General features: G+C 35.1%; 26 protein-coding genes. 11 read left to right on the top strand and 15 right to left on the bottom strand.

Going from position 1 to position 23,329, the window contains the following annotated elements; all coding sequences use genetic code 11:
* Window positions 1-54: 54 nt before the first annotated feature.
* Window positions 55-1,392, top strand: a complete 1,338-nt coding sequence (argA, locus tag GQ598_RS07755; RefSeq protein WP_160403437.1) for an amino-acid N-acetyltransferase — start codon at window positions 55-57, stop codon at window positions 1,390-1,392.
* Between the two features lie 45 nt (window positions 1,393-1,437).
* Here the strand turns inward: argA and GQ598_RS07750 are convergent, their stop codons facing one another.
* The 9 genes from GQ598_RS07750 to GQ598_RS07710 all read right to left on the bottom strand — a co-directional run bounded on the left by GQ598_RS07750 (window position 1,438) and on the right by GQ598_RS07710 (window position 8,677).
* Window positions 1,438-2,364: a sugar-binding transcriptional regulator gene (locus GQ598_RS07750; RefSeq protein WP_160403435.1), complete on the bottom strand. Its 927-nt coding sequence runs from the start codon at window positions 2,362-2,364 to the stop codon at window positions 1,438-1,440.
* A gap of 157 nt (window positions 2,365-2,521) precedes the next feature.
* Complete coding sequence (locus tag GQ598_RS07745; protein ID WP_160403433.1) at window positions 2,522-3,766, bottom strand: zinc-binding dehydrogenase; 1,245 nt, start codon at window positions 3,764-3,766, stop codon at window positions 2,522-2,524.
* Between the two features lie 173 nt (window positions 3,767-3,939).
* Window positions 3,940-4,761 (bottom strand): mannose/fructose/sorbose PTS transporter subunit IID, encoded by an 822-nt coding sequence (locus tag GQ598_RS07740; RefSeq protein ID WP_237410339.1) that lies wholly within the window; start codon window positions 4,759-4,761, stop codon window positions 3,940-3,942.
* 26 nt (window positions 4,762-4,787) lie between these two features.
* Window positions 4,788-5,606: a PTS mannose/fructose/sorbose transporter subunit IIC gene (locus tag GQ598_RS07735; RefSeq protein WP_160403429.1), complete on the bottom strand. Its 819-nt coding sequence runs from the start codon at window positions 5,604-5,606 to the stop codon at window positions 4,788-4,790.
* Window positions 5,607-5,652: 46 nt separating this feature from the next.
* Window positions 5,653-6,144 carry a mannose/fructose/sorbose PTS transporter subunit IIB gene (locus GQ598_RS07730; RefSeq protein WP_091350622.1) on the bottom strand — a complete coding sequence of 164 codons (492 nt, stop codon included), beginning with the start codon at window positions 6,142-6,144 and terminating at the stop codon, window positions 5,653-5,655.
* On the bottom strand, window positions 6,145-6,564 hold the full coding sequence (locus GQ598_RS07725) for a PTS sugar transporter subunit IIA (protein ID WP_160403428.1): 420 nt from the start codon (window positions 6,562-6,564) through the stop codon (window positions 6,145-6,147).
* A gap of 209 nt (window positions 6,565-6,773) precedes the next feature.
* Complete coding sequence (mutH, locus tag GQ598_RS07720) at window positions 6,774-7,445, bottom strand: DNA mismatch repair endonuclease MutH (RefSeq protein ID WP_160403426.1); 672 nt, start codon at window positions 7,443-7,445, stop codon at window positions 6,774-6,776.
* 72 nt (window positions 7,446-7,517) lie between these two features.
* A complete protein-coding gene (locus GQ598_RS07715) occupies window positions 7,518-8,069 on the bottom strand; it encodes an NADPH-dependent FMN reductase (RefSeq protein WP_160403425.1) in 552 nt (183 codons plus the stop codon).
* Window positions 8,070-8,140: 71 nt separating this feature from the next.
* Window positions 8,141-8,677: a Dps family protein gene (locus GQ598_RS07710; RefSeq protein WP_160403423.1), complete on the bottom strand. Its 537-nt coding sequence runs from the start codon at window positions 8,675-8,677 to the stop codon at window positions 8,141-8,143.
* Window positions 8,678-8,952: 275 nt separating this feature from the next.
* On the opposite strand from GQ598_RS07710, the gene srlA reads away from it, so the two are divergent.
* The 6 genes from srlA (at window position 8,953) to GQ598_RS07680 (ending at window position 13,049) form a co-directional block, all read left to right on the top strand.
* Window positions 8,953-9,501, top strand: a complete 549-nt coding sequence (gene srlA / locus GQ598_RS07705) for a glucitol/sorbitol-specific PTS transporter subunit IIC (protein WP_160403420.1) — start codon at window positions 8,953-8,955, stop codon at window positions 9,499-9,501.
* Window positions 9,502-9,521: 20 nt separating this feature from the next.
* Window positions 9,522-10,529, top strand: a complete 1,008-nt coding sequence (locus GQ598_RS07700; RefSeq protein ID WP_160403419.1) for a PTS glucitol/sorbitol transporter subunit IIB — start codon at window positions 9,522-9,524, stop codon at window positions 10,527-10,529.
* Between the two features lie 50 nt (window positions 10,530-10,579).
* Window positions 10,580-10,948: a PTS glucitol/sorbitol transporter subunit IIA gene (gene srlB / locus GQ598_RS07695; protein WP_160403417.1), complete on the top strand. Its 369-nt coding sequence runs from the start codon at window positions 10,580-10,582 to the stop codon at window positions 10,946-10,948.
* An 11-nt stretch (window positions 10,949-10,959) separates the two neighbouring features.
* Entirely contained in the window at window positions 10,960-11,739 is a 780-nt protein-coding gene (gene srlD, locus GQ598_RS07690; RefSeq protein WP_160403415.1) for a sorbitol-6-phosphate dehydrogenase, read from the top strand.
* Between the two features lie 73 nt (window positions 11,740-11,812).
* Entirely contained in the window at window positions 11,813-12,172 is a 360-nt protein-coding gene (locus GQ598_RS07685) for a transcriptional regulator GutM (RefSeq protein WP_160403413.1), read from the top strand.
* 97 nt (window positions 12,173-12,269) lie between these two features.
* A complete protein-coding gene (locus tag GQ598_RS07680) occupies window positions 12,270-13,049 on the top strand; it encodes a DNA-binding transcriptional repressor (RefSeq protein WP_160403410.1) in 780 nt (259 codons plus the stop codon).
* 122 nt (window positions 13,050-13,171) lie between these two features.
* Here the strand turns inward: GQ598_RS07680 and serA are convergent, their stop codons facing one another.
* A complete protein-coding gene (serA, locus tag GQ598_RS07675; RefSeq protein ID WP_160403409.1) occupies window positions 13,172-14,413 on the bottom strand; it encodes a phosphoglycerate dehydrogenase in 1,242 nt (413 codons plus the stop codon).
* A 35-nt stretch (window positions 14,414-14,448) separates the two neighbouring features.
* Entirely contained in the window at window positions 14,449-15,105 is a 657-nt protein-coding gene (gene rpiA / locus GQ598_RS07670; RefSeq protein ID WP_160403407.1) for a ribose-5-phosphate isomerase RpiA, read from the bottom strand.
* A 208-nt stretch (window positions 15,106-15,313) separates the two neighbouring features.
* Here rpiA and GQ598_RS07665 point away from each other — a divergent pair, with 208 nt between their 5' ends.
* From GQ598_RS07665 to GQ598_RS07650, 4 genes are all read left to right on the top strand, one after another.
* Window positions 15,314-16,213 carry a LysR family transcriptional regulator ArgP gene (locus GQ598_RS07665; RefSeq protein ID WP_091350644.1) on the top strand — a complete coding sequence of 300 codons (900 nt, stop codon included), beginning with the start codon at window positions 15,314-15,316 and terminating at the stop codon, window positions 16,211-16,213.
* 98 nt (window positions 16,214-16,311) lie between these two features.
* Complete coding sequence (gene hemE / locus GQ598_RS07660; RefSeq protein WP_160403405.1) at window positions 16,312-17,385, top strand: uroporphyrinogen decarboxylase; 1,074 nt, start codon at window positions 16,312-16,314, stop codon at window positions 17,383-17,385.
* Window positions 17,378-17,971: a YjaG family protein gene (locus GQ598_RS07655; protein WP_160403403.1), complete on the top strand. Its 594-nt coding sequence runs from the start codon at window positions 17,378-17,380 to the stop codon at window positions 17,969-17,971. Before hemE ends, GQ598_RS07655 begins: the two co-directional genes overlap by 8 nt.
* 182 nt (window positions 17,972-18,153) lie before the next feature.
* Window positions 18,154-18,426, top strand: a complete 273-nt coding sequence (locus GQ598_RS07650; RefSeq protein ID WP_065558407.1) for an HU family DNA-binding protein — start codon at window positions 18,154-18,156, stop codon at window positions 18,424-18,426.
* Window positions 18,427-18,619: 193 nt separating this feature from the next.
* Here the strand turns inward: GQ598_RS07650 and ybaK are convergent, their stop codons facing one another.
* The 4 genes from ybaK to glyQ all read right to left on the bottom strand — a co-directional run bounded on the left by ybaK (window position 18,620) and on the right by glyQ (window position 23,102).
* Complete coding sequence (ybaK, locus tag GQ598_RS07645) at window positions 18,620-19,105, bottom strand: Cys-tRNA(Pro) deacylase (RefSeq protein ID WP_160403401.1); 486 nt, start codon at window positions 19,103-19,105, stop codon at window positions 18,620-18,622.
* 98 nt (window positions 19,106-19,203) lie between these two features.
* On the bottom strand, window positions 19,204-20,016 hold the full coding sequence (locus tag GQ598_RS07640; protein WP_160403399.1) for a hypothetical protein: 813 nt from the start codon (window positions 20,014-20,016) through the stop codon (window positions 19,204-19,206).
* Window positions 20,017-20,086: 70 nt separating this feature from the next.
* Complete coding sequence (gene glyS, locus GQ598_RS07635) at window positions 20,087-22,159, bottom strand: glycine--tRNA ligase subunit beta (RefSeq protein WP_160403463.1); 2,073 nt, start codon at window positions 22,157-22,159, stop codon at window positions 20,087-20,089.
* Window positions 22,160-22,169: 10 nt separating this feature from the next.
* Complete coding sequence (gene glyQ / locus GQ598_RS07630) at window positions 22,170-23,102, bottom strand: glycine--tRNA ligase subunit alpha (protein ID WP_091350656.1); 933 nt, start codon at window positions 23,100-23,102, stop codon at window positions 22,170-22,172.
* Window positions 23,103-23,329: the final 227 nt, after the last annotated feature.

Genomic DNA, 23,329 nt, shown 5'->3' with positions numbered 1-23,329 from the left:
TAAATAAAATTACATTTAATTTGAATAAATATTCATTTTAAGGTGATTGTAAAAATGCAAGAACGTACAACTGAATTAGTTGATGGATTAAGACACTCAGTACCTTATATTAATGCTCATCATGGAAAAATATTTGTGATTTTGCTCACAGGTGCAGTGTTAAAAAGTAATAATTATTCAAGTATCATCAGTGATATTGGTTTACTCTATAGTCTTGGTATTAAACTTGTTATTGTCAATGGTGCTCGTAATCAGATCGATGAATCTTTAAAAAAATATCATATTGTGCCGAAATATCATAAAAATACGCGCATCACTGATGCAGTGACGCTAGACATCATTAAACAAGTTACAGGATCATTACAACTTAATATTACCGCAAGTTTATCAATGAGCTTAAATAATACCCCATTACAAGGTGCACATATCAGTGTTGTCAGTGGTAATTTTGTGATTGCACAACCATTAGGTGTTGATGATGGTGTTGATTATTGTCATACAGGTAAAATCCGACGAATCAATAACGAGGCGATAGCAGAACAGTTAGATCGCGGCTCTATTGTGTTATTAGGCCCAGTTGGTGTTTCGGTTACTGGGGAAAGTTTTAATTTAGCATCTGAGGATGTTGCAGCGGAAGTTGCCATTCGCTTAAAAGCGGATAAATTAATCAGTTTTTGTGCAGAACAAGGAGTTTTAGATGAAGAAGGTCGTGTTATTACTGACCTTTATCCAGTTGATGCAGATAATTATGTTAATCAAAAAGAACAGCAAGGCAAACATTTATCCAGTGAAGCACGGTTCTTACGCGCAGCATCGAAAGCATGCCGGAGTGGAGTTAGACGAAGCCACTTGGTAAGTTATTTGATTGACGGTTCGATTTTACAAGAATTATTTTCGCGCGATGGAATTGGAACACAAGTTGCAATGGAGCATTCTGAGAAGGTTCGTTCGGCAACGATTAACGATATTGGTGGGATTTTAGAACTTATTCGTCCACTGGAAGAACAAGGTGTATTGGTTAAACGATCTCGTGAACAATTAGAAATGGAGATTGATAAATTTACCATTATTGAACGTGATAACATGACAATAGGTTGTGCTGCGCTTTACCCTTATCCTGAAGAAAAAATGGGTGAAATGGCCTGTGTAGCTATTCACCCAGACTATCGTAGCTCGTCTCGGGGAAACGTATTAATTGAAAAGTTAACTGAAAAAGCAACCCAGTTAGGATTAGAAAAAATATTTGTTCTCACTACTCGCAGTATTCACTGGTTTAGGGAAAAAGGATTCAATCCAGCAGAGGTAGATGATTTGCCAATTAAAAAAAAGCAACTTTATAATTATCAACGAAATTCAAAAATTTTAATACTTGATATTAAATATCAAAAATAGTATTGTCATTAATTAAGACTATTTTTTATTATTTTGGTTTGAAAATTAGTCAATTAGTTGATTAGCTAACTCATCACTAATGACTAATATATCAATATAATTTGCATTTAATGCTGCAACTAAGCTATTAAGTTTTTCGGGATCACCACTAGCACAAATTTTAAGTGGGATTTGTTTTAGTTTATCTAAGGTGACGCCAATAATCTGATTAGAGAATGGTGTATCTAATTCAGCTCCATTTTTATCATAAAATCGAGATAATATATCGCCCACAATTTTTTTATTGGTAATCGTTTGGAATAGTTCGCCATAAAAACCGTACCAAATTGAACTTTTAGATATGGCGGGGCAGCCTATACTAAACAATGCTATGGTTATTTTATTCCACCAATCTTTTAACTCTTTCATGTGCTGAGTTTTTTCAATTTCAGCTTTCAATTTAGATGTGTCAACAATGGCTGGATAATCAATTAATATCGATTTACTTTTCAGTTTGTTGGATAATTTATAGGCAATGTTATTGACATGATATTTTGTTTCAATTTTTCCAGAAGGTCCACCAATCATTGGTACAATGGTTATATTGTCAAACGTATTATTGTCATTTTTTAAACTATCGACAATATAATTAATTGAGCGTCCCCAAGATATACCAATAACATCGTTATCGTGAATATTTTTAAGTAATACACTAGATGTTACATTACACACAATTTGATTTTTCGTATCATTATCTAAATTGGGGTTAACAGGCACAACAATAACTTGTTTTAAATTAAATTGACTACAAATCTTTTCTTCTAAGGCGATATTGGGTAATAAATCATAATTAATTGAAATAGAGACGAGGCCTAATTCACGTATTGTTTTTAGCATTCGGCTTATGCTCGACCTATGTATATGGACTATTTTTGCTATTTCTGACTGCGTTTTATTTTCTTCATAATACAGCTGTGCAATTTTAATTAACATTTTATGTTGCTCAAAATCGTTATTGCTAAAATTGTGATTTATCATCGTAGCGTTATCTTATTATCTATTGTTTTAAAATTTAGCCTATTTAATAACATCAAGAAGTCATTTATTTTCAGCATGATGACATCTTGATGCTAATAAAGTATATCAAAAATTAAGGTTCAATATCAGGAAAATAATTTAATATAAAATCTTCAGCTTCTTTTGACCAAATTCCATGATTTTTATTCAGTATTTGTTTTAATGCAATATCATCTTTACTATCAGTCAATGATTCTATATTTTTAAGTTCAAATTGCTTATGGGTATAAACTAATTTTTTACCACCTTTAATTTTATCTTGCATTTGAGTTGCTTTACTAGCTTGATTGATCCCCATAATATGTGAAACAATTTTAGCTACATCAACAGCTCCAGCTTCAATAAGTTTTACTGCCTCACGCATATCGTCGGTATTTCCACCAGATGTTCCAACAATGTGGGTAAAGTTATAATGGATATCATAAAAGTTAATTTCAGCTAAAAAATCTTTATTCTGAGGACCTGCAAAAAAGTTAAGACAACCGTCAAAAGCTAATAATTTTGATGCTAACTGTATTAATTCTTGTGAAGGTAAAAAAACAAAAATATCATCAAAACTACCTTTGGTCGAATGGCTTTTTAATGATTCTAATTGGTCATCAACATTTGATATATCAACAAATTCAAGTTCAATGCCATTACGAGGAGGATACAACGTTTTAAGATGAGCAATTTTTTCTTTACTCCGTCCTGTGACAACCACTTTTTTAGGTTTTATTGGTCCCCCTAGAGCATAATCAATTGCCAACATCCCCATTGGGCCTGTTCCACCTAAAATTATCAGATCCCCACCGTTTTTTATTCCCATAACATGTTGGTAACTATTAGGTTTTAAATGATAATTAGCATTAAATGCACCAATAACACAGGATAAAGGTTCAATTAAAGCACCCTCAAAGTAGGTGTTGCCATCATAAGGAATTAAACAATCTTGTTTTAATACATCATGATTAATGATCATATAAGTGGCGCATCCTCCTGTGTATGGATAAGAATAACCGACACAATAAGGACTATCCTTAAGTTGTAGATTCGCTTGTACTACATATTTTTGTCCCGCTTTAAATTTATGCTGCCAATTTTTTCCAACTTCTAAAATTTCACCACAGCATTCGTGACCAATGATGATAGGATTATTGACTAAATCAGGTGGTGTTTTTTTATGATCTTCTCCTTGATTGACTAATTTCAATGAAGACATACACATGCTATCTACAACTACCGAAACTAAAATTTCATCATCATTTATTTGGGGAAGTTCGAACGACTCTAGTCGCAAATCATTTTTACCATACAACCTAACTGCTTGAGTTTTCATATATTCCTCTTTGATAAGTTAAATCTTGTTGAAGGGCAGACACAAAAAGGCTGAAAGATTTTATTTATATTGTGTAAATAAAATAACTGACTAACCTTTTTGCGTACTTTTTGAATTTTGGTTATTGAACTTAAAACTCTTTAAATTTTAATAAACATTTATTTATCATTTTGTTAAGCAAGTATTCTTAAACCATATCCAATAATACCTACAGCAAAAAGTATAAAAATTAGTATTATTGGACTTACTTTTTTCCTGAGTAGTTTCATCATTAAGAGTGTTAATCCAAGCGGTAATAAGCCTGGAACAAGATCATTAAGTATACTTTGAACTGTCATTGTGATTTGGTTACCATTTATGTCAGCTGTTTGAGATACAACTAATGGAACGTTAATTGAAGTCCATTTTGTGACCAATACTCCCATGATAAATAATCCAAGAATTGACGCGCCTTCTGTCAATTTTGGTAAAATATTGCCGGAAAGATCTTTAACAATCCCTATCCCTTTTGATAAACCATAAGTCAGTCCATACCATTTCATAGCAAGCCTAACTAAATTAAACAGAATAAAAAACAATAATGGGCCGGCTATATTGCCGGAAAGCGCTAATGATGCACCAAGTGCTGCTGTAATTGGGCGGAGTGTTCCCCATACCAATGGATCACCGACACCGGCCAACGGTCCCATCAATCCAATTTTTAAACTGTTAATCGTCCCATCTGTAATAGGTGCACCGTTGGCTCTTGCTTCTTCCATTGCCATTGTGACACCAAGTATAGGACCACACATCGCAGGAGTAGTATTAAAAAAAGTGAGGTGTCGTTTTAAGGCTTCACGTTGTTCTTCTTTTGTTTTGTAGACTCGTTTTATTGTTGGTATCATATCCACACAAAATGCCAAAGCGTGAATTCGTTCATAGTTAAAAGAAGCTTGTTGAAAATTAGATCGAATAAACGTATTAATAATATCTTTTTTTTGGATGGTGTTTATCATTTCTTTCATAATAAAATCCTTGTTAATTAATCATCTAATTCATCATCGGCAATAATTGATTTGCTATTGGTTGATAGATTTATTGCATTTTCATTATTTTTAACTGTATTAAATTTAGAATTTAATTGAACATAAATAATGGCAAAAATGACTCCTAAAATACCAAATGATAGGAGGCTAAAGTTTAGGTATCCACCCAAAATAAAACCCAGATAGAAAAATGGTGCTAAGTATTTGACCATCATCATATTTAAAACCATGGCATAACCGACAACAACAATAAATCCACCAGCAACAGCAAGGCCGCCAGTAACAATATCAGGTAATAAATTTAATAATCTATTTACTGTGTTTGCATCAACATATATAGCAACTAATGTCGCAGGAATTGCCACTCTTAGAGCTTGAACAAAAAGTGCACTAAAATGTAATAATTCTATTTTTCTAAATTGGACTTTTTCAGCTGCACTATCTGCTTCATGTTGAAAGGCCACTGTGATGGTTCTAGCAAATACTGTAAGTACTTGTCCTGCTGCAGCAACTGGTAATGCGATAGCGATGCCAGTTTGGATATCTTGTTTACCAACTACAACTAAAATAGTTGATATAACACTGGCTAATGCTGAATCGGGTGACTGCGCTGCTCCAATGTTCATCCAACCTAATGCGATAAGTTCCAATGTACCTCCAAGAATAATTCCGGTTTTGACGTCTCCTAAAATTAAACCAATTACAGTACAGGAAATTAATGGACGATGAGTTTGAAACTCATCCAGCACACTCCCCATACCAGCCACACAAGAAAAAATAAAAACTAATATGATTTGAAATAATGAAATCTCCATTATTGCCTCCTATTTTATTATTAATAGTGATTATTAATAGTGATTATTAATATGGAAATTCTTGTTCAAGTAGTTTGATAAAATCGACAAAAGGATCGGTAATCACCACTTTTAAATAAAGATTTACTCCAATATCATGCATTTTTCTAAATGCCGATACGTCGTTTTCATCAACAGAAACAGCTTTAGTAATTTGTTTTTTACCAGCTTTGAATGACATACCACCAATATTGACATTTTTAATAGGAACACCAGCTTGAATTAAGCGCAACACATCGGTTGGATTAGTAAATAGATAAAATACGGTATCATGTTCATACTTTATGTTTTTATAAACAGCTACAGCTTTTTCAATGCTCACTACCGAAACTTTAGTGCCTGGAGGGGCTGCTTGTTTAACGAGTGTTGCACGGATCTCATCATTGGCGACTTCATCACTTACAACAATTATTCTTTCTGCTTTGGCTTCTTTGGTCCAAACAGTCGTCACTTGACCATGAATTAAACGATCATCAATGCGAACTAAATTTATAATCATTTATAAATCCTCCTCTATACATGCATTTTTAGATAATGATTTGAATGACTTGATAAAATCCAATTTGACGTTGTCAAGTTGTTCAAATGCGTTTTCAATATTGATTAAGGAGTAATCAGAATTTAATAACTCCAAACAAAGTGGTAAGGAGAGCCCGCTGATAACTTCAATATTTCTTCGTTTCAGCGCTAATATCGCTGCCGCGTTATAAGGACTACCAGAAAAAATATCAGTGATAATAATGAATTGCTGGTTTTCTGATTGGTTAATAATTTTTAGATATTTATCTTGCAAACTTTCAATACCTTCACCAGGTTCAAAGGTTATTGCATGTAAATTGAGGTATTTTCCAGCTATCATTTCGATACTTTTTTTCATTTCAATAGCAACATTCCCATGCCCAGATAAAATAAAATTCATATTAAATCCTCACAAATTCTCTTATTGTTTCACAAATGTTAAAGTGAATTTATTCTCACATTTGATCTAAGTAAATCACTAATGTGAAAAAATGTGACGTAGATTTGATTTTTTTGCCAACTATATGAAAGTAATATTATTTTTTTTAACTAGGAGGTGATGATTATGATATGTAACGGTGTGTGCGATTTAGTTGAACATAAAAACTATTAATACTTCATTGCATTATCTAAAATTTGCATAGTAAATGACTTTTTAAGATAAAATCCTCTAGGGCGAGTTAAAATAATTTGCCCATTTTCACCAATTGCTTCAGTAAGTGCTTGTCCATTGGCCGCTTTGGGTCTGAGTTGTAGATAGGTGCCATAATGAGCAGTAATTTTTTCAACCTGCCCTAGCGCTATCATATCCATTAATTCTTCCCAGTCTTGCTTAAGTTGTCGCTCTTGTTCTTGAGTTGGTGTCCACAAAATAGGTTTTCCTACTTTTCGGTCAGCAAGAGGAATCGTTCTTTCGCCTTCTATTGGAATCCAAAGTACTTTTGTTAGTTTATATTTAACATGGCTGGTTTCCCAAATAACGCCATGATTAGCCATTAATGGTGTAACGCTGACAAAAGTAGTTTCTAACGGTTTACCTTGCTTATCAACGGGAATCGTTTTCAGTTCAATTCCTAAATTGGCAAAATCACGTTCAGCCTTACTACCAGCATTAGCTCCTAAAAAAATTTCGATAAGATTACCTACCCAACCTTTTTGTTTGCTTAAATCCGAGGGGATAGGAATATTTAAATATTGTGCTATTTCTCCAAAAGTATAACCCGCCACTAACTGCGCGCGGTGTAACAATTTTTGTTCACTATTAGGAAAAAATATAGGCATGATAAAACGAATTAATTTGCTTGCTAAGAAAACACAGCCAATTATATTGACTGTGAATGGTAAAATAAAGCGTTATTGGCTTAACTTTTCAACCCAGCTAGCGTAGCTATTAATGATAACAGTTAAAAACTCTTCACTTTTGGAGGTAATATTACCGCTTTCATCAAAAGCAGCATTTACATTGCCAATATAAGCTTCAGGCTGTTGCAATGTTGGCATATCTAAAAAGACTAAAGATTGTCGTAATTGATGATTAGCACCAAACCCACCAATTGCACCTTGTGAAACGGAAACAACTGCTGCAGGTTTTTTTGACCAAATACTCTTACCATAAGGACGCGAACCAACATCTATAGCATTTTTGATCACTGCTGGTAAGCCTCGATTATATTCAGGTGTCACAAAAATAACACCCTCACAATCGGCTATTTCTTGACGAAAACGAGTATAAGAAGCTGGAGGGGCATTATTATCAATATCTTCATTATATAAAGGTAAATCCCCAATTTGGATAATTTGTAACGAAAGTGATGGTGGTGCTATTTTCTGAAAAACTTTTGCTACTTTTAAGTTATAAGAGTCTTTACGTAAACTCCCAACCAGTACAGCAATTTTTTTACTCATCTTAAATCTCCACATATTTTTAATAAGAGGCACCGAATATGCCTCTTATTTTATTCATTAATAATTATTTATTAATGTCCTGATGAGTCGACTTTTCGTCCGGCTTCAAATAAGAACCATGCACGTTGTTCCGTTTGATCTATCCACTCTTCAATTAAACTTGCTGTAGCCGTATCGTTGTACTTATCACAGATATCATGTGCTACACGCATACGTTCTGTTAGTCTTACATTATCTTGGCAAAGTTCGGCAAGCATATCTGATGGTTCAACAAAATCAGCATCATTATCAGAAATGCTTTGTAATTTAGCGATATGACCGATTGAACGTAGTGTTGTTCCGCCTAATTTACGTACACGTTCTGCAATTGGATCTGTCATGGCAAATAGCTCTTCACCATGATCATCTAACATTAAATGGTAATCACGGAAATGAGGACCACTAACATGCCAATGAAAGTTTTTAGTTTTTAAATATAAAGCAAAAACATCTGCTAAAACAGAATTCATTGCTCCAGAAATATCTTTTGACGCTTTTTGACCTAAGTCTGTAGGGAATAAAATTGCTGTTTGTTGTAGTTTTTTTGCTGAGGTAGTACTTTTAGCCATAATATATTCTCCTTAAATTGAATAATAAAACAACGCTTTTGTATCAAGTTACGCCAACTCACAATTAATGTCCAATAAAAATCAGCTATTTTTAGCTATTACTGTTATTTCAGCAATCTATCACTTTCATTTATTTGCTTTATTTTAAAATAATTATTTTTTGAATTAATTTTCTTTTAAAATGAAAGGTATTTTTTTAAATTGTGATCTGTTTAAAAGTTTTTGTGCTTTGGTGTTGGTATTATCAACTCAAATTCAACTCAATAGGAGACAATATGATTGATGCTATTTCATTTGGTGCTGAATGGTTTATTGGTTTATTCCAAGAAGGTGGAAAAGTATTTGTTGGGATGGTAACGGGAATTTTACCATTATTAATTGCATTGCTTGTTGTAATGAATGCAGTGATTAAATTTATTGGGCAAGAGCGTATTGAACGTTTAGCGCAAGCTTGTGCGGGTAATCCCATTTCTAGATATTTACTGTTACCTCTTATTGGTACTTTTGTTTTTTGTAATCCAATGACATTAAGTTTAGGTCGTTTTATGCCAGAGTTTTACAAGCCAAGCTACTATGCAGCTTCATCTTATAGCTGCCATTCAATGAATGGATTATTTCCACACGTTAACCCTGGTGAGCTTTTTGTTTATTTAGGGATAGCGGCAGGTTTAACTACATTACATTTACCTCTAGGCCCTCTTGCTGTGAGCTATTTCCTTGTTGGTTTAGGTACTAACTTTTTTCGAGGATGGATTACTGACTTTTGTACAGCCATTTTTGAAAGAAAAATGGGTATTAAATTAGAAAGAAAAGTTCATCTTTAACAATGATAAGGAATATAAAAATGGCTAAATTTATTCGTATTGAGAAAGGCGAAGCTGGTTGGGGTGGACCTTTGGAACTTCCTGTCATTGCAGGAAAAAAGATTGTTTATATTGCAGCAGGAACTCGTCCCGCGATTGTCGATACATTAGTGAAATTAACTGGATGGGAAGCTATTGATGGATTCAAGGAAGGTGAACCGCCTAAAGAGGAAATCGGTGTAGCGGTTATTGACTGTGGTGGCACGTTACGTTGTGGTATCTATCCAAAAAACCGCGTACCAACTGTCAATATTCATGCAACAGGTAAATCAGGTCCTCTTGCCCAATATATTGTTGAAGATATTTATGTTTCAGCAGTAAAAACAAACAATATCAAATTGATAGAAAAAGAAGGTGATAGCGTAAGCGAAATGGCATCAGCAGCCAAAGAACCGCAAACAAATAATAAATCAGCTGAATTTAAGGAATATGACAGCAGTAAAAAAATTACTGAACAAAGCGACGGATTACTAGCAAGGATTGGTATTGGTATGGGATCCGGCGTTGCCGTTTTCTTCCAAGCTGGTCGTGATACTATTGATACGGTACTTAAAACAATACTTCCTTTTATGGCATTTGTATCAGCATTAATTGGAATCATCATTGCATCAGGATTAGGTAATTTTATTGCTCATGGGCTTGTTCCTCTAGCAAACAACCCATTTGGACTTGTTATATTAGCCTTGATCTGTTCTTTCCCATTACTTTCTCCTTTCTTAGGTCCTGGAGCGGTTATTGCTCAGGTTATTGGTACTTTAGTTGGTGTACAAATTGGGCTTGGTAATATTCCTCCTCATTTAGCATTACCAGCATTGTTTGCTATTAATGCTCAAGCTGCATGTGATTTTATTCCTGTGGGTCTATCACTAGCTGAGGCTAAACAAGATACAGTGAGAGTAGGGGTTCCATCTGTGTTGGTTAGTCGTTTTTTAACTGGCGCGCCAACGGTTTTAATTGCATGGGCTGTTTCATTATTTATATATCAATAAATTACAAATGGGATGGATAAATCCCATCATAAGCGGACGGAAGGTTAATAATGGCAAATGTTATCTATCATTCAAAAATTAATCAAATTGGTGAATTTGCCCAAGAGGCATTAGCTGATGGAATGCTAATCCTGTTTAAAAATGGCGCACCAGCCGATTTAGCTGAGTACTGTTTTGTTCACAGTCATGATGATTTGCAACAAGACTTGCAAGTAGGTCAAGAAATTAAATTAGGTAAACATGTTTATGAAATTACTGCAGTCGGTGATGTAGGCAGTATTAATTTTCGAGAGTTGGGACATATCACATTAAGATTTGATGGTAATCATCAGGCTGAATTGCCTGGAACGGTACATGTAAAAGGTGATTTACCAGATCAACTTTCTGTGGGTGATGAAATTATAATTTTAAATGACTAAGGAACTTAAAAATGAAACAAGTAGCAGTCGTTGTAGGTGGTGGCCAAACTTTAGGCGAATTTTTATGTAAAGGCATAGCCGATGCAGGATACAAAGTTGTTGTTGCTGATTTAAATGTTACTAATGCAAATAAAGTGGCAGAAGAAATTAACAAAAAACATGGAGCAGGTACAGCAAAAGGTTTTGCTGTTGATGCAACAAATGAAGACAGTGTAATTAAACTTGCTCAAGATACTGATGATACATTCAAACGTGTTGACCTAATGGTCTACAGTGCGGGTATTGCAAGAGCTGCACCTATTACTAATTTTACATTAAGTGATTTTCAATTATCAGTTAATGTAAATCTTACTGGCTATTTTTTATGTGCGCGTGAGTTTGCTAAATTAATGGTAAAACACAAAACTCATGGACGAATTATCCAAATTAACTCCAAATCAGGCAAAGTAGGTAGCAAGCATAATTCTGGTTATAGTGCAGCTAAATTTGGTGGTGTTGGATTAACGCAATCGCTGGCACTTGATCTTGCTGATTATAGCATTACGGTAAACTCATTAATGTTGGGGAATTTACTAAAATCACCAATGTTCCAATCATTAATACCTCAATACGCTAAAAAGTTAGGTATTCCAGATGAGCAAGTTGAGCAAGTTTATATTGATAAAGTGCCGTTAAAACGTGGTTGTGATTATCAAGATGTCCTTAACGTATTACTATTTTATGCAAGCGATAAAGCATCTTATTGCACAGGACAATCAATCAACATTACAGGTGGACAAGTAATGTTTTAGTTAAAATAAAGTGCGAAAGTTAATTTACAACTTATCGCACTTTTCATTCTAAATTAAATGGAAAACCACAAATATGACGACCACATTAATTGCTATTGCCCTAATTGCTTGGTGTATCCAAATTGTTTTTAGTTGGTTTCAAATTCGCCGTTTTAACCAAGCTTTCTTAGCCATGAAAAAAGGCACTTATTTAGGCGTTGGTCGTAGCAAAGGTAAACGGTTTATGCCAAGGGTATTAATTGCAATTTCATTAGATGAAAATAAAGTTGTTATTGATTCAGTCATAATTAAGGGGATCACGGTATTTGCTTTGCCTAAAACCATTTCACAATTACATGGATTGTCAGTATCAAAGATCATTCCAAAAAATATATTTCCGAATGATGAAGCATCACAAAGTGCATTAACGACTGCCTTAACGGCAAATAATTGAATATTACCTTTTATTTTAAAAAGTAATTTCTTTCATTATACAGTATAATATTTTGCAAAATAAAAATTTTTGTATACTAATAATGATGGAATTTTGTATGAAAGTAAGGCTACGACAAACAGCTATTTTAGAATACCTCCAAAACCATGGACAGGTTAGTGTTGATGAATTGGTTGAACATTTTAAAACAACTGGAACAACTATTAGAAAAGATCTTACCCAGCTTCACCAAAGTGGTTTGGTTTTACGTACTTATGGTGGTGCTATGTTAAATCGTGAAGTTGGTGATAGAGCCATCGATCATAAAACTTACATTAACACAGCATCGAAAAAAGCAATAGCAGAAGAAGCGGCTAACCTGATTCATGAGGGCGATTCAATTATTTTTGACTCTGGTAGTACCGTTGCACAAATGATACCTATGCTTGCTAAATTCGATAATCTGACTATTTTGACTAATAGCCTACATATAGTAAACGAGCTAGTTGCTTATAATAATAATCATACCATTATTCTGTCTGGAGGGACCTTCCGCCGAAAATCAGCCTCTTTTCACAGTAATAGTGCATCGACAGCAGCCGCATTTGAACTTTATACATTTGATAAACTATTTATGGGCGCCGATGGAGTAGATTTAGTGGGTGGCATAACAACTTTTAATGAAAGTTATCACGGTAGTGTGGCGATGAGCAAAGCTGCAGCAAAATTAATATTATTAGCTGACTCAACTAAATTTGGACGACGTAGCCCAAATGTAGTTTGTGAGCTAAGTGCTGTCGATACAATTATCACTGATGATAATTTAGATGATAGATATTATGATGCACTAATGCAAAAAGGTATTAAAGTGATTAAAGTAAAAGTGATTGATAAATAATATAAAAATATCATTATCTAGATACGGTTAGACAAAATCAATAAAATTGATTTAAAGCTTATTTTGGATGGATCAACCTATTGTAAAAAATAATGTTAATCCATCTATCTAGCTTGAATCGCTTAAAATAACAATCTGGCTCGGATTGTTCCTGATACGTTTTGCAGTTTCACTAACAATTCTTCAGCTTTGTTTTGTTCAACTCTATCAATATCAATCACAACATAACCAATTTTAGGATCGGTTTGTAAATACTGAGCTGAAATATTCAGACCTTGTTCGGCAAATAAGGTATTGATAGCGGTTAGTACACCGGGTTGATTATGGTGAATATTGATAAAACGGCTTGCGCCTTTAGCTGGAATTGGTAAAGAAGCTTCCGGAAAATTAACCGCTGAAAGCGTTGCGCCAGTGTCTGAGTATTTAGCTAGTTTTGTAGCGACTTCAATACCAATGTTTTCTTGTGCTTCGCTTGTTGAACCACCAATGTGTGGTGTAATAATCACGTTATCAAATTGGCACAATGGTGATTCAAACGGATCGTTATTACTAGCCGGTTCAGTTGGGAAAACATCAATAGCTGCACCGCTCAGTTTATGAGTGTTTAGGGCTTTAGTTAATGCATCAATATCAATCACTCTACCGCGCGAAGCATTAATCAAAATTGAGCCTGATTTCATGGCATCGATTTCGTTATCGCTGATCATCTTTATGGTTGTTGCGTTTTCCGGCACATGCATGGAGACAATATCGCTTATAGCCAATAACTCTTTCATGGTTGAAATTTGTTTAGCATTACCTAAAGGCAGTTTTGTTTCAATATCATAAAAATAGACATTCATCCCTAGTGATTCAGCTAAAATGCTTAATTGGCTACCAATATGACCATAGCCAATGATGCCTAAATTTTTACCACGTGCCTCGTGCGAACCTGTGGCAATCTTATTCCATTTGCCTTGGTGTGCTTTAGCATTTGCTTCAGGTACTCGGCGCAATAACAAAATTGCTTCAGCTAAAACAAGTTCAGCAACTGATCGAGTATTAGAAAATGGCGCATTAAATACTGGAATACCTTTCACCGTTGCCGCATCAAGATCCACTTGATTGGTGCCAATACAAAAACAGCCAATGCCAGCGAGTTTTGGTGCTGCGTCGATAATATCTTTGGTTAATTGTGTTCTTGAACGGATCCCAATAAAACGGACATCTTTTAAGGCTTGCTGAAGTTCTTCGGGCGATAATGCACTTTTATGATATTCAATATTGGTAAAGCCTGCTGATTTTAATACATCTATTGCGCTCGGATGAACTCCCTCGAGTAACAAAAATTTGTTTTCATCTTTGGTTAAAGTCTGAATAACCATTATTTCCTCTCTTAAATTTGTTCTAACAAATGATTTTATCTGAGTTCTTTTACACCCGTACTACACCCAACTAGTGCAATATCAGCGCCTTTATTCGCAAATAAGCCAACAGTGACTACACCTGCAATGCTATTAATTTTATTTTCTAATTCCATTGGCTTTGCGATGACGAGATCATGAACATCTAAAATAACATTACCATTATCAGTGACTACACCTTGACGATAGATTGGTTTTCCACCCAACTTAAATAATTCGCGAGCAACATAAGAGCGAGCCATTGGAATCACTTCAACAGGTAATGGGAAAGAGCCTAATACATCAACTACTTTTGACTCATCAACAATACAAATAAATTGCTTAGCAATAGCAGAAACAATTTTTTCGCGGGTTAAAGCTGCACCACCGCCTTTAATCATTTGTAAATGATGATTGATTTCATCAGCACCATCGACGTAAACATCTAAGCTATCGACTTGGTTACAATCTAATACTGGAATACCATAGCTTTTTAATTTTTGAGTTGATGCTTCTGAACTTGAAACAGTCCCTTTGATCTGATCTTTAATTGTTGCTAATGCATCAATGAAATGGGATGCTGTTGAGCCAGTTCCCACGCCGACATAAGAATCAGGTTTGATAAATTTTAATGCAGACCAACCTACAGCTTTTTTTAATTCGTCTTGTGTCATGATATCACCCTAATTTGAGGATAATTTTTGTTAAAAAAATAAAATTTTGAAAGCAAAATCATTGAAGATATGGCATAGTAACTAATTGGAAAGCAAAAATCATTAGGATTTTAAGAAAATATATTAATTTTTAATATATTTATAATTTATTGCGGTATTAAATTAGTTTAAATATTCAAGCAATGATCAAATCATTATTAAAGAGATTATGAAGCGTCCAGATTATAGAGCATTACAAGCATTAGATGCAGTGATAAAAGAGCGAGGATTTGAACGAGCAGCAGATAAATTGTGTATAACACAACCTGCAGTATCGCAACGTATTAAACAATTAGAAAGCTTTTTTGGTCAGCAATTATTGGTCAGAACCATTCCACCAAAAGCCACTAAACAAGGTGAACATCTTTTAGGGTTATTGCACCAAGTTGAGTTATTAGAACAACAATGGTTGGGGGATAATGAACAAAATACAACGCCGTTATCATTATCTATTGCAATCAATGCCGATTCGTTAGCGACTTGGTTATTACCTGCATTAAAACCAGTTTTAGATAAAAATATCTTACGGTTTGATATACAAGTTAAAGATGAAGAACATACGCTAGAACTATTGCGTTTAGGCACTGTGGTTGCTGCAATTAGCATTCAAGCTAACCCTTTACCGGGTTGCCTATCTGATTTATTAGGTGCACTAGACTATATTTTTGTGGCTTCTCCTGATTTTGCTAAAAAGTACTTTCCAAATGGTGTAACTCGCTCCTCATTATTAAAAGCCCCAGCTGTTGCATTTGACCATCTAGATGACATGCATCAAGCCTTTTTGCAAGAAAACTTCAACCTCACGCCAGGCAGTGTAATTTGCCATATTACCAGCTCATCTGAAGCCTTTGTACAACTAGCTAAACAAGGTTCAGCGTGTTGTATGCTACCCAAATTACAGGTTGAACAAGAATTAAAAAGTGGTGAATTAATCAATCTAACGGAAGGGTTATATCAAAGGCGAATGTTATATTGGCATCGTTTTGCTCCAGAAAGTAGTGTAATGAAAAATATCTCTGAAGCTTTGATCTGTTATGCTCAAAATACATTATCACAACCTCAGGTTTAGAGCACAAATAATAGATAAAACAGGTGATTTTTATGCTTAAACGCATATTATCCTGAAATTTTTGACAAACTAACCTCTTTATTGAAAGAACTGAAGATATGAGCCAATTAAAAAATGATCGTTATTTACGTGCTTTGCAATGTTTACCTGTGGACTACACACCGATTTGGATGATGCGTCAAGCTGGCCGCTATTTACCCGAGTATCGCCAGTTAAGAGCAAAAGCAGGGGATTTTATGACTTTATGTCAAACTCCCGAACTCGCTTGCGAAGCGACTTTACAGCCCATAGCACGATATAAACTTGATGCCGCTATTATCTTTTCTGATATTTTAACCATTCCTGATGCTATGGGGCTTGGTTTACATTTTGAGGCAGGTGAAGGACCTAAATTTACAAAATCGATTACTTGCATGTCTGATATTGAGCAATTACCGATTCCTGATCCAAATCAATCACTCAATTATGTGATGGAAGCGATACGTTTAACTCAAAAAGAGCTCAATGGCAAAGTTCCGTTAATTGGATTTTCAGGCAGTCCATGGACATTAGCCACCTACATGATAGAAGGAGGGAGCAGTAAAGCATTTACTAAAATAAAAAAAATGCTTTATAGCGAACCTAAAGCGCTACACCTACTACTTGAAAAGCTTGCTGATAGCGTGGCCTTGTACTTAAATGCTCAAATTGAAGCAGGAGCACAATCTATTATGATTTTTGATACTTGGGGTGGAGTATTAAGCCATCAAAGTTATCAAACATTCTCATTGCATTATATGCAATTAATCTTATCAAAATTAAAACGTGGTCATAAAACGTCAGACATCACATCTTATGTGCCTGTCACGCTTTTTACAAAGGGTGGGGGATTATGGTTCGATAGTATTGCCAATACGGGGTGTGATGCTATTGGTGTTGATTGGACTGTAAATTTGAGCTCGATTGCATCAAAGGGAAAAATTGCCGTACAAGGCAACTTAGATCCATCTGTTTTATATGCGGATAAACTTACAATAGAATCTAATGTTAGCACCATTCTTAATGAATTTGGTGCTTATTCTGGTCATATTTTTAATTTAGGTCACGGTATTCATCAAGATATTCCCGTTGAACATGTGCAATATTTAATTGACGCAGTGCATCAAAAGTCTAAAAGGTTTCATCATGATTAAAAACCCTATTCAATTAAGAATAGAAAAGTTACCACAATGGCAACAACGTTTATTTATGGCTTGCCTATGTGAACGAATGTATCCCAATTTTGTTTTTTATTGCCAGCAACAACAAAATGAAGAAGATGCAAAGAGCTACAAAAAAATACTAGATTTAGTCTGGGAATCATTAATGGTTGAAGATGTTAAAATCAACTTCGATTTACAGCTTGAAAAATTAGAAGCCATTATTCCCACGGTAACTGAGGACAGCCCTTATATGGTTTACCCTGCTATTGATGCCTGTCAGGCGCTTAGTGAAGTTCTACACTCTTATTTGAGTGGTGAAATAGCCGAACATAGTGCCAAGGTAAGTGGTATATCCGCCACTACTGTTGCCGAATTTGAAATGACTAAAACCAATGTTGCTCTATCTGAAGACGAACAACAAAACTTACAGAGCGTTGTTGACGAGTTTGATTTGCAGTGGGAACTCTTTCGATTATTACGCGATGAAACCAACGAAACGATTGAGTTAATAAAAGGCTTAAAAGATGAAATACGGTCGGCTAAAACAAGTAATATTGGTGTTTTTTTGAGCAATTAAGCCATTTGAAGTGTGATTTTTTTATTTTTTATTAAATTTTTCTTTAATCTTAAGCAAATATAGACTACATTTAACAGCAATGTAACCTAAACATTGTTTACAGTAACGAAGCTAGGATTGTTGATTCTTGCTTTGTATGTAATGTTAACTTTAACAATAAAATAATATGTAAGGATATACCCATGAATAAAACAGAACTTGTCGACGCTATTGCTAGCAAAGCAGATATTACTAAAGTTGCAGCTAAAACAGCATTAGAAGCTACATTAGCAGCTATCACTGAGTCATTAAAAGCTGGTGAACCAGTTCAATTAGTTGGTTTTGGTACATTCAAAGTTAATGCTCGTAAAGCACGTACAGGCCGTAACCCTAAGACTGGTAAAGAAATTAAAATTGCAGCAAGCAAAGTACCAGCATTTGTATCTGGTAAAAGTTTAAAAGAAGCAATCAAATAAGTTGATTCTTTTTCTATCGATAATTTCTTATTGATGGAAGATTTCAAGGGCATAGGACATCGTTTTGTGCCCCTGCTACTACACATAAAATAATATGTGCTAAAAATAGAAAACGGTCTGTTTTCTTAATTTTTTATCCCACTTTGTAACACTTAAACTCAACAGCAAATTAAAAATTGTTTTACCGATAATTTTAAGTGGTTATTTCAGTTAATGTGGCTTTTAATATATCAGCCAAATCTTGGGGAGAAATTTCAATTTCTAATCCTCTTCTACCGCCCGATATAAACATTGTAGTGAGCTGATTTGCACTTAAATCAATCAATGTTGGAAAGTGTTGTTTTTGGCCCAAAGGGCTAATTCCACCGACTAAATAGCCCGTTACCTTTTGTGCTAAATTAGGATCTGCCAAATCTACTTTTTTACAATTTAACGCTTTTGCAGCTTTTTTAAGATCTAAATGACCATCAACGGGTAACACACAAACTGCTAAGGTTTTAGGGTTACCGTTTAAGCTCACAACCAACGTTTTAAACACTTGGGCGGCAGTGACATTTAAACTTGGATCAAGCTTATCTACAGCTTCCTGTCCGTAGTGGATTTGGTTCGGATCGTGCTTATATTGGTGAATGTTAAATTTGATGTTTAACTTTTTAAGCAAATTAATAGCGGGTGTCATAGTTATTATCCTACCGGTTTTGTTATAACAAATTAATACACGCAAATTGACATAGCACGTTAATCCTCACCAACAAAAATTGGTGAGGATCAGAATAGTTAAACAATCAAATTACTGGTTGTTTCATGATCATCTTTTGCCGGCAAGTTTTGGCTAGTAGTATTAGTGGCTAGCGAATAAAGACGATAGAAAAAGCTAGTAACAAAGATATCAAAAAAGGCAGAGGCGAATGAAATGATAGCACTCAATATAATATTTTCATTATTTAAGGTCATACTCAATTTGGCCAAAAGGGTAAAAAATGCACCGCTAATTAATAACATCAAAAGACCAGGAGCCCAATATTTTTTTACTAGCTGATAGTTTAACGAAAGTAAATCAGCGAAACTTTTTTGTTTAGGATCAGCTAATGACCCGAAAAAGAGATCAGAAAAAATAGAGAAAAATATAATTGGAACAATTAGTATTAAAGCAATTAATAACAAAATCAAAATGCTAGGTAATAAAAAATTTAAACAAATAAATACTAAAGATAAAATGATTGCTATTAAGAATACTAAAAAAATAAAAGTAATATAAAAACCAAGAATTTTTAGCATACTGGATAGAAAACTAGACAAGAATAGCTTTGGCTTAAGTTTATCGCTGCTATTAAGATTACTAATGGTTGCAATACTAATTGACTTCATAGTGCTATGGATTAACAAACCTAGAATCAAAATTGGAATATGGGGAGATAGATCTAAATACAAGTGGAAGTTCAAACTAAGATAGTAAAGATAGTTAGTAATAACCGAATTAGCTAACGCTACCATTAGGCTTACAAACAAAATAGGCATTACATGGTTACGAGTAAAATTCATTGTTTGTTCAAAGATTAAAGAAAAAGTCAGTTTTTTTTGCTCTTCCATAAAAGTTCCTTTCTTGTGGTAACTGGTTTTGTTACCACCATTTATGTTGTTGAAAAATTCAATTTGTCAATTAGGCTTGTAGTAATGAAATATCCGCTACTTTTAAGAATAAGTTCTGCAACTTTTTCAAAAGCGCTAATCGATTAAGTTTAATCTGTTCATTGTCAACCATAACCATGACAGAATCAAAAAAGGCATTGACCGTCTCTTTAAGAGACGATAATTCAACTAACGCATCTTGATAACGACCTTCACTAAAATAAGGTGAAAGTTTATCGGTTAAAACTGCCAATTTTTTAGCTAATTCACCTTCAGCACCTGCTTCTAGCAAGGCTGCATTGATCTGTTCTGGAATAGTAATTTCGGCTTTAGATAAGATATTTGACACCCGTTTATTGGCCTCGGCTAATGACGATGCTTCTGGCAAGGTTCTAAAGTGAGTAACTGCTTTAATGCGCGCATCAAAATCAGCCGGTTTTGTTGGGTTAAGCGCTAAAACCGCTTGAATAGTATCAATGGCAAAGCCTTGTTCTTGATACCAAGCGCGGAAACGACCTTGCATAAAAGTAACAATATCCTCAACCACATTTGTATTACTCAGTTTATCACCATATAACGATGCGGCATAACTGGTTAATTCAACAAGCTCTAAAGGTAGTGTCTTTTCAACAATGATTCGTAAAACACCAATTGCAGCGCGACGTAATGCAAAAGGATCTTTATCGCCTTTAGGGTGCTGACCGATACCAAAAATACCCGCTAAAGTATCCATTTTTTCAGCGATAGAAACCGCACAAGACACAGCAGTACTTGGTAATTCATCGCCAGCAAAACGTGGTTTATATTGTTCTTCAATTGCGGTGGCCACTTCACTGCTTTCACCATCTTTTAGTGCCAAATAACGGCCCATAATGCCTTGCGTTTCAGGGAATTCAAAAACGGTATTGGTCACTAAATCACATTTAGTCAACTTACCTGCTCGTTTCGCTTGCTCAACATTGGTACCTATATGTTCAGCAATAAAACCAGATAAAGCTTCAATACGAAGTGATTTATCTTTAACCGTACCCAATTGTTGTTGAAATAATACCGTATCAAGGCGAGGCAAACGATCTTCTAAACGTTGTTTCAAATCCGTCTTATAGAAAAACTCAGCATCAGCAAGGCGAGGGCGAACTACCTTTTCATTACCCGAAATTACCACCTGCGGATCTTTTGACTCAATATTGGCAACAAAAATAAAGTTAGGTAACAATTTTCCTTGATTATCATAAACAGGGAAATACTTCTGATCACCTTTCATCGTATACACTAACGACTCTGCAGGAACGGCTAAAAAACGCTCTTCAAATTTAGCGGTTAACACAACAGGCCACTCCACCAATGACGACACCTCCTCAAGCAGGCTATCGGTTAAGTCGGCTTTACCGTTTAATTTTGCTGCGGCATCTTCGGCTTGTTGTTTAATGATCGCTTTACGCTTATCATAGTCAGCCACCACCTTACCGCGTTGCTCTAAAATTTCAGGATACTGATCGGCATTATCGATAGTAAACTCTTGTTCACCCATAAAACGGTGGCCACGAATAATGCGGTTTGACTCAATATCTAAAATGGTACCAGACACAAGCTCATCACCATACAACATAGTCACCGTATGACATGGGCGAATAAATTCGACTTGTCTTGCTGCCCAACGCATTGGCTTCGGGATAGGTAATTTACTTAATGCGGTTTTAACCATATCACATAAAAGATTAACGACAGGCTGACCTTTTTGATTTTGAGTATAAGAAAGCCACTCGCCTTTATCGGTTTGTATACGCTCAGCTTGCTCAACAGTAATGCCACAACCTCGCGCCCAACCTTCGGCAGCTTTAGTCGCATGACCATTGACATCAAATGCCGCACTCACTGCCGGACCTCGTTTAACTATTTGGCTATCGGGCTGGGTATCGCTCAAATTTAAAACTTTTAACGCTAAACGACGTGGCGAAGCATACCAAAGCACTTCACCATGTTCTAAATTGGCATTATCAAGCTGTTGTATAAAATTTGCCGCAAAGCTTTCTGCTAAAGTGCGGAGTGATTTTGGTGGTAACTCTTCGGTACCGATTTCCACTAAGAATGTTTTTTGCATAATCTTCTAATTCCTACTTTGATGCACTGTCGTTAGCGCGTGAATTTTGGCACATAGGGAACCCAAGTGCTTCACGAGATGCATAATATGCCTCGGCCACCATTTTTGTTAACGTCCTAATACGCAAAATATAACGTTGACGCTCTGTGACCGAAATCGCCTTACGCGCATCAAGCAAATTAAAACAGTGGGCGGCTTTCAAAATACGCTCATAAGCCGGCAAAGGAAGCGGTTTTTCTAGCTCAAGTAAAAACTTAGCTTCTTTTTCGTGTTGTTCAAAACAATAAAATAAAAATTCAACATTGGCGTATTCAAAATTATACGTTGACTGCTCAACCTCGTTTTGATGGAACACATCACCATAAGTCGTTTTACCAAATGCACCATCACTCCAAACTAAATCATAAACGCTATCGACGCCTTGAATATACATTGCTAAACGCTCAAGTCCGTAAGTGATCTCGCCGGTAACAGGTTTACATTCAAGCCCGCCAACTTGTTGAAAGTAAGTAAACTGAGTTACTTCCATCCCATTTAACCAAACCTCCCAACCAAGCCCCCATGCACCAAGGGTTGGGTTTTCCCAATTGTCTTCAACAAAACGGATATCGTTAACAGTAGGATCAAGCCCCAACTCTTTTAACGAACCTAAATAGAGCTCTTGGATATTATCGGGCGAAGGTTTTAAGATAACTTGAAATTGATAATAATGTTGTAACCTGTTTGGGTTTTCGCCATAGCGACCATCGGTTGGGCGGCGTGATGGTTGAACATAAGCAGCATTAATCGGCTCAGGCCCCAAGGCTCGTAAACAAGTCATAGGATGAGAAGTCCCGGCGCCAACTTCCATATCTAAAGGCTGAATCACGGTGCATCCTTGATTAGCCCAGTAATCTTGTAACGTAAGAATTAACCCCTGAAAGGTTTTGACATTAAACTTTTGCATGATGTTATCTTTATGGTTGAATTGGTTTTTCGATAATTTAAATAGTGCTATATATTATACTTTTTATCAATAGTTGTGAAATGTCTAATTGTTTTATGCCTGAATATACGGGGTGAGTTAAAGATGGGTGTTTTTTTGTAAAAAAACCCTAGATTACACCATGAAGTGCAATTTTTCTTAGCTCCTTTGAATAAAAGGAGGCAGGGCTTTTAAACTTATGCCGTTTT

Origin of the sequence: Gilliamella sp. Pas-s95, from assembly GCF_009795795.1 — a bacterium.
Classification (GTDB): Bacteria; Pseudomonadota; Gammaproteobacteria; order Enterobacterales; family Orbaceae; genus Gilliamella; species Gilliamella bombicola.
Note: the sequence above shows the minus strand (reverse complement) of the source record. Positions and strands in the feature narration are given on the sequence as shown.

Coding starts and splice junctions, on each gene's coding strand:
- argA (WP_160403437.1), top strand. CDS start 55: ATGCAAGAACGTACAACTGAATTAGTTGATGGATTAAGACACTCAGTA.
- GQ598_RS07750 (WP_160403435.1), bottom strand. CDS start 2,364: ATGTTAATTAAAATTGCACAGCTGTATTATGAAGAAAATAAAACGCAG.
- GQ598_RS07745 (WP_160403433.1), bottom strand. CDS start 3,766: ATGAAAACTCAAGCAGTTAGGTTGTATGGTAAAAATGATTTGCGACTA.
- GQ598_RS07740 (WP_237410339.1), bottom strand. CDS start 4,761: ATGATAAACACCATCCAAAAAAAAGATATTATTAATACGTTTATTCGA.
- GQ598_RS07735 (WP_160403429.1), bottom strand. CDS start 5,606: ATGGAGATTTCATTATTTCAAATCATATTAGTTTTTATTTTTTCTTGT.
- GQ598_RS07730 (WP_091350622.1), bottom strand. CDS start 6,144: ATGATTATAAATTTAGTTCGCATTGATGATCGTTTAATTCATGGTCAA.
- GQ598_RS07725 (WP_160403428.1), bottom strand. CDS start 6,564: ATGAATTTTATTTTATCTGGGCATGGGAATGTTGCTATTGAAATGAAA.
- mutH (WP_160403426.1), bottom strand. CDS start 7,445: ATGCCTATATTTTTTCCTAATAGTGAACAAAAATTGTTACACCGCGCG.
- GQ598_RS07715 (WP_160403425.1), bottom strand. CDS start 8,069: ATGAGTAAAAAAATTGCTGTACTGGTTGGGAGTTTACGTAAAGACTCT.
- GQ598_RS07710 (WP_160403423.1), bottom strand. CDS start 8,677: ATGGCTAAAAGTACTACCTCAGCAAAAAAACTACAACAAACAGCAATT.
- srlA (WP_160403420.1), top strand. CDS start 8,953: ATGATTGATGCTATTTCATTTGGTGCTGAATGGTTTATTGGTTTATTC.
- GQ598_RS07700 (WP_160403419.1), top strand. CDS start 9,522: ATGGCTAAATTTATTCGTATTGAGAAAGGCGAAGCTGGTTGGGGTGGA.
- srlB (WP_160403417.1), top strand. CDS start 10,580: ATGGCAAATGTTATCTATCATTCAAAAATTAATCAAATTGGTGAATTT.
- srlD (WP_160403415.1), top strand. CDS start 10,960: ATGAAACAAGTAGCAGTCGTTGTAGGTGGTGGCCAAACTTTAGGCGAA.
- GQ598_RS07685 (WP_160403413.1), top strand. CDS start 11,813: ATGACGACCACATTAATTGCTATTGCCCTAATTGCTTGGTGTATCCAA.
- GQ598_RS07680 (WP_160403410.1), top strand. CDS start 12,270: ATGAAAGTAAGGCTACGACAAACAGCTATTTTAGAATACCTCCAAAAC.
- serA (WP_160403409.1), bottom strand. CDS start 14,413: ATGGTTATTCAGACTTTAACCAAAGATGAAAACAAATTTTTGTTACTC.
- rpiA (WP_160403407.1), bottom strand. CDS start 15,105: ATGACACAAGACGAATTAAAAAAAGCTGTAGGTTGGTCTGCATTAAAA.
- GQ598_RS07665 (WP_091350644.1), top strand. CDS start 15,314: ATGAAGCGTCCAGATTATAGAGCATTACAAGCATTAGATGCAGTGATA.
- hemE (WP_160403405.1), top strand. CDS start 16,312: ATGAGCCAATTAAAAAATGATCGTTATTTACGTGCTTTGCAATGTTTA.
- GQ598_RS07655 (WP_160403403.1), top strand. CDS start 17,378: ATGATTAAAAACCCTATTCAATTAAGAATAGAAAAGTTACCACAATGG.
- GQ598_RS07650 (WP_065558407.1), top strand. CDS start 18,154: ATGAATAAAACAGAACTTGTCGACGCTATTGCTAGCAAAGCAGATATT.
- ybaK (WP_160403401.1), bottom strand. CDS start 19,105: ATGACACCCGCTATTAATTTGCTTAAAAAGTTAAACATCAAATTTAAC.
- GQ598_RS07640 (WP_160403399.1), bottom strand. CDS start 20,016: ATGGAAGAGCAAAAAAAACTGACTTTTTCTTTAATCTTTGAACAAACA.
- glyQ (WP_091350656.1), bottom strand. CDS start 23,102: ATGCAAAAGTTTAATGTCAAAACCTTTCAGGGGTTAATTCTTACGTTA.